An 11,847-nucleotide genomic window follows, 5' to 3' on the forward strand; every position below is an offset into this window, starting at 1 on the left:
ATAAAGGAACGGATGAGACAATGTCGGTTTTTAAAGAGTTTTTTGAAAACAAGGTGCTGTTTACCGCCGTACTGGCGTGGCTGTGCGCCCAGGTGTTGAAGGTGCTTCTCACCCTTGTACTTTCCAAAAAACTGAATATTGAGCGCCTGTGGGGTGCCGGCGGGATGCCCAGCGCGCATTCTTCCATGGTATGCGCACTGACCATCTCCCTGGCACGGGTTGACGGTGTTAACTCTCCTTTGTTCGCTTTGGCCGTGATATACGCCTTCGTCACCATGTACGATGCAATGGGGGTTCGTCGGGAGGCGGGCGTTCACGCTAAACTGCTTAACAAATACCTCAATCAAATTGAGAATCAAAACGCCGATGTAGACGGTGACGGCATCCCGGATAAAGAAGTGGATGAGATTGAGCTGAAAGAGTTTATCGGCCATACGCCCCTGGAGGTGCTCGGCGGCGTGCTGCTGGGTATTTTGGTCGGCGTAACGGTGCCCATGTAGGTGGCAGATTTCTGCCCGCAGATGGGCGGTTTTGGAAGCGAGGCTTTTTGGCATGCCAGAGGAAACGATACTCAGCCGGATTAAGTCTCCGGCCGATTTGAAACAGCTGACCTATCCCGAGATGACCGCCCTGTGCGGGGAAATCCGGGACTTTTTAATTCAGACCGTCTCGCAGACCGGCGGCCATCTGTCCTCCAATCTGGGGGTGGTGGAGCTGACGGTGGCTTTGCATAAGGTTTTTGATACGCCGCTGGATCGCCTGGTCTGGGACGTGGGGCATCAGTGCTATCCCCACAAGCTGCTCACCGGGCGGATGGAACAGTTCCATACCCTCCGCCAGGAAAACGGCCTGGGCGGGTTCCCACGGCCGAGCGAGAGCGAATACGACACCTTCATCGCGGGACATAGTAGCACCTCCATCTCCGCCGCCAACGGCATGGCCAAGGCGAAAACCCTGGCGGGAGAGGACGGCTATGTGGTGGCGATTATCGGTGACGGCGCCCTGACAGGTGGACTCGCCTACGAGGGGTTGAGCAACGCTGGGCGTAGCAAAGACAAGCTGGTGGTTGTGCTCAACGACAACCGCATGTCCATCAGCCGGAACGTCGGCTTCGTCGCCCGCTATCTCGCCAACCTGCGGGCCAAGCCCCGCTATGTTCGGTTCAAAAATGCTTTTGGCAATTTTTTGTCCCACATCCCCTTGCTCGGTAAGGGGTTGTACAACTGCCTGATTCGTGTCAAGACCAAACTCAAGCAGGCTGTCTATAAAAATAGCTCCATGTTTGAACAGATGGGCTTTCATTATCTCGGCCCCATCGACGGACACGATTTGAAGGATTTGACCCGGGCCATGGAGACCGCAAAAAAAATCAACCGTCCGGTCCTGCTGCATGTGGAGACAATTAAGGGAAAGGGCTATACCTTTGCAGCGGAGAGTCCGGATCGGTATCACGGCGTGGGCAAGTTCGACGTGGAAACCGGCCAGGCGCCGGAATCCGCACCCTCTTTTTCCACCACCTTTGGAGAGTGCCTCTGCCGCCTGGCCAAGGACGATCCTGAAATTTGCGCCATCACCGCCGCTATGAAGACCGGCACCTGCCTGCAGGATTTCTCCCTGCTTTATCCCGAGCGCTTTTTCGACGTGGGGATCGCGGAAGGGCACGCCGTCACCTTTTCCTCCGGCCTGGCCTGCGGGGGCATCCTGCCGGTGTTTGCCGTGTACTCCACCTTCCTGCAGCGCAGCTACGATCAGATTTTAAACGATACTTCGATCATCGGCAACCATATCGTGCTGGCTATCGACCGGGCCGGTATTGTCCCCGACGACGGCGAAACCCATCAGGGAATTTTTGACGTGCCGTTTTTAACCACCATCCCCCATGTCACCATCTACGCACCTTTCAATTTTGCCGAGCTGGAGATCAACCTCAAGCAAGCCCTGTATGACGTCAAGGGCATTGCCGCTGTCCGCTATCCCAAGGGCGGCGAGCTTCCCTGTCCGGCGGGCTATGTGCCGAATTTTAAGCCGTATACCTATCTGCGCTCCGGCAAGAAAGCCGTGCTGCTCATCACCTACGGCCGGATTTTCGCCAATGTCCTCTCCGCCGCCAAGGAGCTGCTTCGCCAGGGCCTGCCCGTTTCCGTGCTCAAGCTGACCCGTATCCATCCTCTCGATGAGGAATGCGTGCAGATCGCCCGTCGGTACAGCCATGTCCTCTTTTTTGAAGAGGGCAGCCGCCGGGGCGGGATCGGTGAATATCTGGGCTCGCGGCTGATGGCCGAACGATTCAGCGGCAGCTACCGGGTGCGGGCTATCGAGGATTTTCTGACCACCTGCTCCACCGCCTCCGGCCTCCATCAGGTTGGGCTGGATGTCGAGGGGATTGTGGCGGCTGTACTCGCGGAACGATCCAGCGACGCCCCCACGGAGGAACCCGATGAGCCCGCGTGAGGGGAGCCGGCTGGACGCTGTTCTGGTGGAGAGAGGCTTCGTCAGCGGCCGGGAAAAGGCTAAGGAATTGATTGCCGGCGGCCTGGTGCGTGTCAACGGCCATCCCGCGGCGAAACCGGCTCAGCTGGTAAAAGAAGCCGATGCGATCGAATGCGATACCCGGTCCCTTCTCTATGTGGGCCGCGGTGGGTATAAGCTGCAAAAGGCGCTGGATGTCACCGGCTGGCGGCTGGAAGGCGTCACGGCCATGGACATCGGCGCCTCCACCGGCGGTTTTACCGATTGCATGCTGCAGCAAGGGGCCGTGAGAGTCTACGCTGTGGACGTGGGCCATGATCAGCTCCATGAAAAGCTGCGCACCGACTCCCGTGTGATCAACCTGGAAGGTATAGATATTCGGAAAACCGAAAAAATTCAAAATTTTGTTGCGGAAAGTTCTGTACTTTTTTGCTCGGTTGATGTATCATTTATACCAGTAGAAGGAATTTTTGCTTCGGTTCTTCCATTCCTGGCCGATAGGGCGCGGATCGTCTGCCTGATAAAGCCGCAGTTTGAGGCCGGCCGGCAGGCGGTGGGGAAGAATGGGGTGGTGAAAGACCCCAAGGCGCATAAACAGGTGCTGCACGCCCTGCTCGCTTTCTTTGCCGGGCAGCGCTGCCGCCTGGAACAGCTGACCTATTCGCCGATTACCGGCGGAGAGGGCAATATCGAATATCTGGCCGCGCTGACCTACGCGCCCGGCTCACCGGTTCCCGTCAATGCCTGGGATGTGGATGGCCTGGTGGAACAGGCGCATCGCTGTCTGCGCGGACGCCCTAACAACTAAGGCTTGCGGGACGCGTTCCCAAAGCCTCGAAAACGCGGAACACAGAGGCATGGGGCCGCCGAAGCGGAGGTGCGTCTCCGTGACCGGCTCGCCGGCGCTGCCCTGTGGACAGCGTCGGCTTTTTTAACGGGAAACGCCCGGACTTGCCGGCGCGGAAAGGTATGGGAAGCATGTATGCGTGTGGCCGTTATCCCCAATTTTAAAGCCTCCGGCAGCGGTGAGTCGCTGGGCAGCGTCTGCGCTGCTCTGGAAAAGCTGGGCGCCGAGGTGCTGCTTCCCGCCGAAACGCAGCAGTTCCCCAGTGAGGAGACGGACGAAATCATCGCCGCGAGCGACGTGGTGGTGGCCCTGGGAGGGGACGGCACCATCATGCACACCGCCAAGCGGGCCGCCCGGTATTTCCGCCCTGTTCTGGGCATCAACGGCGGCCGCCTTGGCTTTATGGCCGGCCTGGAAGCCGATGAACTGGGAAAGCTGCCCGCCCTTATCCAAGGGCAGTATACGGTGGAGCACCGGATGCTCCTGGATGTGGTGATTCGAACCGCTGCGGGGGAACGGCGGTTTACCGCCATGAACGAAGCAGTTGTCTCCCGCGGGGCCCTGTCCCGCTTGATTGAACTGGAGGTTTCCAACCATGCCGAACCGGTGATGACGTACCGAGCGGACGGTATCATCGCAGCCACCCCTACCGGCTCCACCGCCTATTCCTTATCGGCTGGCGGTCCTGTGGTGGATCCGGAGGTGGACTGCCTGCTGCTCACCCCTATCTGCCCCCATTCTTTGTATTCCCGCTCCTATATTTTTCACGCGGACGCCGTGCTGTCCATCCGCCCGCTCATTCCAGCGGGGACCAGCGTGTTCCTGACCGTGGACGGGGAGGAGGGGGCGCCCATTACCGGCAGCGATCGGATTCTGATATCCCGCGCCGCCGCGGATGCCCATCTAATCAAGCTCAAGCAGACATCGTTTTATCAGGTGCTGAATCAAAAGCTGATAAACAGGAGATAGGTTTTTAAAGGGAAGCGCTGCTTGTCTTTTAAACGGGAACGACTGCGAAAGGATGGTTGTTGTGAAAACCAAACGGCACGCGAAAATCCTGGAAATCATCCACAGCACGCCGGTGGATACCCAGGACGAACTGCTCAAGCGGCTGCGGGAATGCGGCTTCGACGTGACACAGGCCACAGTCTCCCGGGACATCAAGGAACTGCGTTTAATTAAAACTCTGGACAGCGACGGGCGGTATCGGTATTCCACTGTCAAGCAGGAGAACGATCACATCTCCTCCAAATTTCATTCCCTGTTCAGCGACGCGGTCGTCGGGGTGGATTACGCGGGCAATATCGTGGTGATCAAATGCTTTGTCGGCATGGCTCAGGCGGTTTGTGCGGCCATGGATTCCCTGCATTGGGACAATGTGGTGGGGACCCTGGCGGGCGATGATACCTTCCTGTGCATCACGAAAAACGAAGCCCAGTCGGTCGAACTGGTGACGGAACTGAAAAAGCTGATTCGTACCCTCCAATAAGAAATTTGCCTGGAAAGGGGCGGATGCCTCGATGCTGGTGAGCCTGCATATTGAAAATATCGCCGTAATCGAGAAGGCGGATATCGTCTTCGATTCCGGCCTGAATGTCCTGACGGGCGAAACCGGCGCCGGTAAGTCCATCGTCATCGACTCCATTAACGCAGTGCTGGGAGAGCGGATCCGCCGCGATTTGGTGCGCACTGGGAGCGCACAGGCCCATGTCTCCGCCCTCTTTACCGGGATTTCGGAGGAGGCGGCCGCCCGTCTTGGCGAAATGGGCTTTGAGCCGGATGAGGATGGCACTTGGCTCATCCAGCGGAGTATTTCCTCCGAGGGGAAGGGTTCTTGCCGCATCAATGGTCGTCCGGCCACCGTCGCCATGCTGCGCACCGTGGGCCGGATGCTGGTCAATATCCACGGCCAGCACGAAAACCAGGCTCTGCTGGCGCCGGAAAAGCATGTGGAGTACCTGGATCGGCTCGGCGGTCTGCTGCCGGTACGGGCGGTCTACGAGACGGCCTACCGCCGGTACTGCGATATCCGCCATCGGCTCAAAAAGGTGGATATGGACGAGACGCTCAAGGAGCGCCGTCTGGATTTGCTCCGTTTCCAGCTGGAGGAGATCGAAGGGGCCGCTCTGCGCCCGGGAGAAGAGGAAACCCTCCTGTCCCAGCGGACGTTGTACCGGAACGCGGAACGGGTGGCCTCCTCCCTGCAGGCCGCCCGCGCCGCGCTTAGCGGCGACGAGGAAACCGGCGGCGCGATTGCGGCTCTGTCCGGGGCTGCGTCGTCCCTTGCAGATGCGGGCCGCTTCATGCAGGAGTTGCAGCCGGTTTCCCAGCGGGTGGAAGGGCTGCTGTACGAGCTGGAGGAATGCGCGGAGGATCTGCGCAGCTATGCGGATCAGCTGGATTTCGACGCGGAGGATTTGGAGCGGACTGAATCGCGTCTGGAAATCATCCGCCGTCTGACCACGAAATACGGCGGCTCCGAGGAGGCGGCTCTGGAATTTCTGGAGCAGGCTCGCCAAGAGTTGGAGACCATTGAAATGTCCGACGAACTGGCGGCCCGTCTGCGGGCGGAGCTGGAAACTGCCCGGGAAGACCTCATTGCCGCCGCGGAAAAGCTGACGACTGCCCGTCGGGACGCCGCCGCCCTCTTTACCCGCCGGGTGGGGGAGGAACTGGCGTTTTTGGACATGCCCGGCGTAACTCTGGAGGTGTCCATGGAATCCGCTCCCCTGACCGCCGTCGGCGGGGATCGGGTGGAATTCCTCATCGCGGCCAATCCCGGGGAGCCGGCCAAGCCCATTTCCCGCATTGCCTCCGGCGGCGAGCTGTCCCGGATTATGCTGGCTATGAAATCGGTGCTGGCCGAGGTGGACGATATCGATACGCTGGTTTTTGACGAGGTGGACACCGGCATCAGCGGTCGCGCTGCCCTCAAGGTGGGGATTAAGCTGCGTCAGACGGCGAAAAACCGGCAAATTCTCTGTGTCACCCATCTGGCGCAGATCGCCGCGCAGGCGCATCATCATCTGCTGATTGCCAAGCAGGTGCGGGACGGCCGCACTTATACGCAGGTCGCCCCCCTGGACGAGGAAGGGCGCGAGCTGGAGCTGGCCCGTATCATCGGCGGCGAGGTGAGTGAGGCCGCCCGCGTGGCCGCCCGGGAGATGCTTTCCCAGATGTAGCCGCCGGTTGAATTTCCAGAAATCCGGGGCTTGACTTTTCCGGCGAAATGTGCTTTAATGCCCTCATAGGCAAAGAAGGGAAGAAGTACTCCCGGCTTGTCCGCGCAGAGAACCGCTGGCTGGTGAAAAGCGGAGGGACGGCAGGAGGAAATACATCCCGGAGCCGCGAACCGAACCGCCTGAAAGGCGCAGTAAGGGAGCCGTGCGCGCACGTTACAGCGCAGGGGCATTGGTCTGAAAGATGCCCGTGAGGCCTGTTTCGTAAGGAATGGGTAAATAGAGGTGGTACCGCGGTATTTCCGCCCTCTGCTGGTTTGGCAGAGGGCGTTTTTTGTTGTCTGCCGGCCCCGAACGAACGGAAAGGAATGGTCAAGACATGAATGTGTACGACGAACTGAAGGCCCGCGGCATGATCGCCCAGGCCACCAACGAGGAGAAAATCCGCGAGCTGCTGGGAGGGAGCGAGCCGGTCACCTTCTACATCGGCTTTGATCCCACGGCGGACAGCTTGCACGTGGGCCACTTTGTGCAGATGATGGTGATGGCGCATATGCAGCGGGCTGGGCATCGGCCCATCGCCTTGCTGGGCGGCGGCACCGGCATGGTCGGCGATCCCACGGGAAAGACGGACATGCGCAAGATGATGACCGTCGATACCATCCAGCACCACGTGGACTGCTTTAAAAAGCAGATGTCCAAATTCGTGGATTTCTCCGATGGTAAGGCCCTGATGGTGGACAACGGCGACTGGCTGCGGGATTTGAATTATATCGACTTTCTTCGGGAGGTGGGCGTTCATTTCTCGGTCAACCGCATGCTGACCTTCGAATGCTTCAAAACCCGGATGGAACGTGGCCTGTCCTTTCTGGAATTCAACTATATGCTGATGCAGAGCTACGATTTCTTCTACCTGAATCAGCACTACGGCTGCCAGCTGGAGCTGGGCGGCGACGACCAGTGGAGCAACATCATCGGCGGCGTGGAGCTCTGCCGCCGGAAGGCGGCCAAAGAGGTGTACGGCATGACGTTCGCCCTGCTGACCACCTCCGAAGGCAAGAAAATGGGTAAGACCGAAAAAGGTGCCGTTTGGCTGGATCCGGAGAAAACCTCTCCGTATGAATTCTATCAGTATTGGCGCAACGTGGACGACGCGGACGTCATCAAATGTCTGAACCTGCTGACCTTTGTGCCGGTGGAGGAGATTCGGGAGATGGCCAAGGCGGAGGGCAGCGCCATCAACGCGGTCAAAGAACGGCTGGCCTATGAGGTGACCGCCCTGGTGCACGGCAAGGAGGAGGCGGACAAGGCACAGGAGGCCGCCCGCGCGCTGTTCGGCGCCGGTTCCGCCAGCGCCAACATGCCGTCCACCACCGTTGGCGAGGACATCTTTGCGCAGGATGCCGTTTCGGTCATCGACCTGTTGGTGCTGACCAAGCTGGCACCATCCCGCGGCGAGGCCCGCCGCCTGATCGAGCAGGGGGGCATTGCCGTTGACGATGTCAAGGTGACCAGCCTGACGGAATCGGTTAAAAAAGCCGCCTTTGATAAAGGCTATGTGGTCTTGAAAAAGGGCAAAAAGGCCTTTCATAAGGTGATTCTGGGATAACGAACGCCATTTATGGGGGGCGGAAGCAAATTTTCATGTTGCTTCCGCTCCTTTTCTCTTTATTTTCACGCTGTAGTGTGCTAAAATACAGAAGGGAGATGCGGGCCTCCCTTTTGGGGGAGTCCTATGGAAAGATAAGGCGAAAAATAGGGGGATAAACCATGAATTCAAAAATCAAGGATACGAATACGGATTTTTTGTTTCAGGCGATTCTGCAGCTGCACACCATGGAGGAGTGCTACCAGTTCTTTGAGGATTTGTGTACCGTGGCGGAAATCAAGGCCTTGTCCCAGCGGATCGTGGTGGCCAAAATGCTCAGCGATAAGCGGGTGTACAGCGACATTGTGGCTGCTACCGGTGCCTCCACCGCCACTATCAGCCGGGTGAATCGTTCCCTGATTTATGGCTGCGATGCGTATGATATGGTCTTTTCACGGATGCTGAAGGAAGACGGGGAGTAAAACGCTGCGGGAAAGGACGGGGAACCATGGGCGGTTACGGCGTGTTTGCGGAATTCTATGACCGGCTGACCACCGATGTGGCTTATGGGTCGTGGGCGGACTATCTGCTGTCTTTGTTTGAGAAGCATGGAAGGGGACGCCCCGAGACGCTGCTCGATCTAGCCTGCGGTTCTGGCAGCCTGTCGCTGGAGCTGGCCTCCCGGGGCGTGGATGTCATCGGCGTGGACGGCTCGGAGGACATGCTGTCCCTGGCCATGGCCAAGGCGGCGCGGGGGGATCTCGAGCTGATGTTCCTGGAGCAGGATATGCGGGAGCTGGATTTGTTCGGCACGGTCAGCGGCGCGGTCTGCCTGCTGGACAGTCTAAACCACATCACCAATACCGCCGGCTTGGCAGAGGTGTTCCGTCGTCTGGGCCTGTTTATCGAGCCGGGAGGCCTGCTGGTGTTCGACGCCAACACCCCGTATAAACACCGAGAGATTCTGGGAGACAATGCCTTCGTGTTCGAGGAGGAGGATTTCCTGTGTGTCTGGCGCAATCGCTTTATCGGCCGTACCTGTGAGGTGGAGATGACGCTGGATTTCTTTGTGGAGGAAGGCGGCCTGTATGAGCGAATGACCGACGTAGTCAGAGAACGCGCCTACTCGTTGTCCACCTGGGAGCGGCTGCTGAAGGAAGCCGATTTCGAGCTGTTGGCCGTGTATGGGGAGCGCACCGAGGAGCCGCCGACGGAGGATTGCCAGCGCTGGGTGCTGGTGGCGGCTAACCGCACGGCCTATTACCAAAAGAGCGTTTAGACGCAAGAAGACAAAAAATGGTTGTAACCAATTGGAAAAGGATTGTATACACTATGAGTAAAGTGATTCGCTGCCTGACGACCGACGCCACTGTGATGGCTATGGCGATGGACGCCACCGACATGGTGGCCGAGGCGGAACGCATCCACCATCCGTCCGCCGTCGTGACTGCGGCGCTGGGCCGCCTGTTGACCGCTTCCTCCATGATGGGAATACTGCTCAAGGGCCGGGACGACTCAGTGACCCTGAAGCTCAGCGGCAACGGCCCTGCCGGCACGGTGATGGCCGTGGCGGACAGTGAGGGGAACGCGCGGGGCTACGCGGCCAATCCTGTGGTGGAAATCCCGCTGAAGACGAATGGCAAGCTGGACGTCAGCGGGGCCGTAGGGACCCAGGGGATGCTCTATGTCATGCGGGACTCGGGCGGGGCAGAGCCCTATGTGGGCTGTACCCCCCTGGTTTCCGGCGAAATCGCGGAGGATATTACCCAGTACTATGCGGTCAGCGAGCAGACCCCCACCGTCTGCGCCCTGGGGGTTCTGGTGAATCCCGATTTGACCGTGCAGGCGGCGGGTGGGCTGCTTATCCAGCTGCTGCCCTTCTGCCCGGAAGCGGTCATTGATCAGGTAGAAAAAAACGTGGCGGCACTCGAGCCGATGACGGTGATGCTGTCCAAGGGGATGACGCCTGCGGATATCTGCGCCAAGGCCCTGGAAGGCATGCCTTTCGATATTCTGGATACCTATGAGCCGGCGTATCGTTGCACCTGCTCCCGGCAAAAGGTGGAGCGCGCCCTGCTGTCCATGAAACCGGAGGAACTTCTCCAGCTGCCGGACGACGAGGGAAAGGTGGAGGCCACCTGTCAATTCTGCGACGCTGTATACCGGTTTTCCGCCAAGGATTTGGAGGTTCTGGCAGCGGAGTCGGCGCGTACCACGAAATGAGAAATTATTCAAAAAAGTTTGCAGAAACCTGTTGACAAACCGCCCCATCCGTAGTATTATATACAGCGTCGCCGACGGCGGCGCCTTCGGGAGCATAGCTCAGCTGGTAGAGCACCTGCCTTACAAGCAGGGGGTCACAGGTTCGAGCCCTGTTGTTCCCACCAACGCGGGGTGTATCCCCGTTGTCAGCGTCTGCGAAGGGGGCAACCCGCCGCCGCGTTGATATCTCTTATTTGGATTTGGCCCGGTAGTTCAGCTGGTTAGAACGCTAGCCTGTCACGCTAGAGGTCGACGGTTCGAGCCCGTTCCGGGTCGCCAAATTTGCCTCTGTAGCTCAGTCGGTAGAGCAGTGGACTGAAAATCCACGTGTCGCTGGTTCGATTCCGGCCGGAGGCACCATCCCCGCGGCTTTAGCTCATCTGGTAGAGCGCCACCTTGCCAAGGTGGAGGTAGCGAGTTCGAGCCTCGTAAGCCGCTCCAAGGAGTAAAGGACGTCAAAAGGATTTTGGCGTCTTTTACTATCCATGGCGACATAGCCAAGTGGTAAGGCATGGGTCTGCAAAACCCTGATTCCCCAGTTCAAATCTGGGTGTCGCCTCCAAAAATCCCGAATGCGTAAGCGTTCGGGATTTTTTACTATATCTTCTTACTACCCCTAGTTTAAGGAGTGTTCTGCTATGGAAAAAAGCTTTTGTTTTACGGTTGATGATAATATTCGCTTCTTGAAGGAAATAACAGAGAATACATATATAAGCATATTTGAGCATCCGTACCTTTCCTTGTATAGAAGACTGCATGAGAAATACGGATTAAAAGTACAGTTGAATTTGTTTTATCGCGCTGACGGTTTTAATCTTTTTCAAATGAGTGACGCTTATTGTTCGGAATGGGAAAATAATGCCGATTGGCTTAAACTATCTTTTCATTCCGATGTGGAGAACATCAAACCATATGAGTTTTCCGGATATGATGAAGTGTATCGGGACTGCAAAGCGGTAAACGATCGGATAATACACTTTGCTTCTCTCAAGAATTTGGCGAAAACCACCACGGTTCATTATTGTCTTGCAACGGCGGAGGGATTAAAGGCGATTGCTGATAATAAAGTGATCGGTTTGCTTGGGCTTTTCGGCGATGAAACGCACCCGCGAACATCTTATGGCATTGAAGAAATGGATGCTGCACGGATTCGAAACGGCGCGATAGTGACAAAAGGGACGATAGCTTTTGCGGCTATAGATATTGTGATGAATTCTTTTTCTAGAGACGAAATACTTGCAAAGCTGAAAGCTTTATCCGATCGTGATGCAATTCGCGTCATGATACATGAGCAATACTTTTATCCGGATTATCCTGCGTATCAGCCGGATTTTGAAGAAAAACTTAATGCGGCGTTTTCTTATTTAAAAAGCCTCGGATATAAAAGCCGATTTTTTGAAGAGCAAATATAGCATCCAGAAAAACCCTCTTCACTTCTGTGAAGAGGGTTTTTCTGGCCAGATTTTTCATGGTATACCGGTTTTGGCGGACGGACAGACTAA

11 protein-coding genes and 5 tRNA genes are annotated in these 11,847 nt (G+C 57.3%); all 16 read left to right on the forward strand.

Annotated elements, in window-relative coordinates; genetic code table 11:
* Window positions 1-20: 20 nt before the first annotated feature.
* Window positions 21-500 (forward strand): divergent PAP2 family protein, encoded by a 480-nt coding sequence (locus ACSAMM_RS04755; RefSeq protein WP_178725324.1) that lies wholly within the window; start codon window positions 21-23, stop codon window positions 498-500.
* A gap of 52 nt (window positions 501-552) precedes the next feature.
* Window positions 553-2,451 (forward strand): 1-deoxy-D-xylulose-5-phosphate synthase, encoded by a 1,899-nt coding sequence (dxs, locus tag ACSAMM_RS04760; RefSeq protein ID WP_178725326.1) that lies wholly within the window; start codon window positions 553-555, stop codon window positions 2,449-2,451.
* Window positions 2,438-3,277 carry a TlyA family rRNA (cytidine-2'-O)-methyltransferase gene (locus tag ACSAMM_RS04765; protein ID WP_178725328.1) on the forward strand — a complete coding sequence of 280 codons (840 nt, stop codon included), beginning with the start codon at window positions 2,438-2,440 and terminating at the stop codon, window positions 3,275-3,277. The genes dxs and ACSAMM_RS04765 overlap by 14 nt, the downstream gene beginning before the upstream one ends.
* 174 nt (window positions 3,278-3,451) lie before the next feature.
* Window positions 3,452-4,285, forward strand: a complete 834-nt coding sequence (locus ACSAMM_RS04770) for an NAD(+)/NADH kinase (protein ID WP_178725330.1) — start codon at window positions 3,452-3,454, stop codon at window positions 4,283-4,285.
* 61 nt (window positions 4,286-4,346) lie between these two features.
* A complete protein-coding gene (locus tag ACSAMM_RS04775) occupies window positions 4,347-4,805 on the forward strand; it encodes an arginine repressor (RefSeq protein WP_178725332.1) in 459 nt (152 codons plus the stop codon).
* A gap of 31 nt (window positions 4,806-4,836) precedes the next feature.
* On the forward strand, window positions 4,837-6,498 hold the full coding sequence (gene recN, locus ACSAMM_RS04780) for a DNA repair protein RecN (protein WP_178725334.1): 1,662 nt from the start codon (window positions 4,837-4,839) through the stop codon (window positions 6,496-6,498).
* Between the two features lie 376 nt (window positions 6,499-6,874).
* The gene (gene tyrS, locus ACSAMM_RS04785) at window positions 6,875-8,104 is read left to right on the forward strand and encodes a tyrosine--tRNA ligase (RefSeq protein ID WP_178725336.1); all 1,230 of its coding nucleotides are present in this window, start codon (window positions 6,875-6,877) and stop codon (window positions 8,102-8,104) included.
* 161 nt (window positions 8,105-8,265) lie between these two features.
* Entirely contained in the window at window positions 8,266-8,565 is a 300-nt protein-coding gene (locus ACSAMM_RS04790) for a YerC/YecD family TrpR-related protein (RefSeq protein ID WP_457790143.1), read from the forward strand.
* 26 nt (window positions 8,566-8,591) lie between these two features.
* Window positions 8,592-9,362 (forward strand): methyltransferase domain-containing protein, encoded by a 771-nt coding sequence (locus ACSAMM_RS04795; protein ID WP_178725340.1) that lies wholly within the window; start codon window positions 8,592-8,594, stop codon window positions 9,360-9,362.
* A 53-nt stretch (window positions 9,363-9,415) separates the two neighbouring features.
* Window positions 9,416-10,306, forward strand: coding sequence for an Hsp33 family molecular chaperone HslO (hslO, locus tag ACSAMM_RS04800; protein ID WP_178725342.1), 891 nt, complete (start codon window positions 9,416-9,418; stop codon window positions 10,304-10,306).
* A gap of 88 nt (window positions 10,307-10,394) precedes the next feature.
* A tRNA-Val gene (locus ACSAMM_RS04805) sits at window positions 10,395-10,470 on the forward strand.
* Window positions 10,471-10,547: 77 nt separating this feature from the next.
* Window positions 10,548-10,624, forward strand: a tRNA-Asp gene (locus ACSAMM_RS04810).
* 5 nt (window positions 10,625-10,629) lie between these two features.
* A tRNA-Phe gene (locus ACSAMM_RS04815) sits at window positions 10,630-10,705 on the forward strand.
* Between the two features lie 5 nt (window positions 10,706-10,710).
* A tRNA-Gly gene (locus tag ACSAMM_RS04820) sits at window positions 10,711-10,786 on the forward strand.
* Window positions 10,787-10,832: 46 nt separating this feature from the next.
* Window positions 10,833-10,907 (forward strand) — tRNA-Cys (locus ACSAMM_RS04825).
* Window positions 10,908-10,983: 76 nt separating this feature from the next.
* Window positions 10,984-11,757 (forward strand): hypothetical protein, encoded by a 774-nt coding sequence (locus ACSAMM_RS04830; RefSeq protein ID WP_457790146.1) that lies wholly within the window; start codon window positions 10,984-10,986, stop codon window positions 11,755-11,757.
* Window positions 11,758-11,847 lie beyond the last annotated feature (90 nt).

It is taken from the genome of Anaeromassilibacillus sp. SJQ-5 (assembly GCF_054108045.1).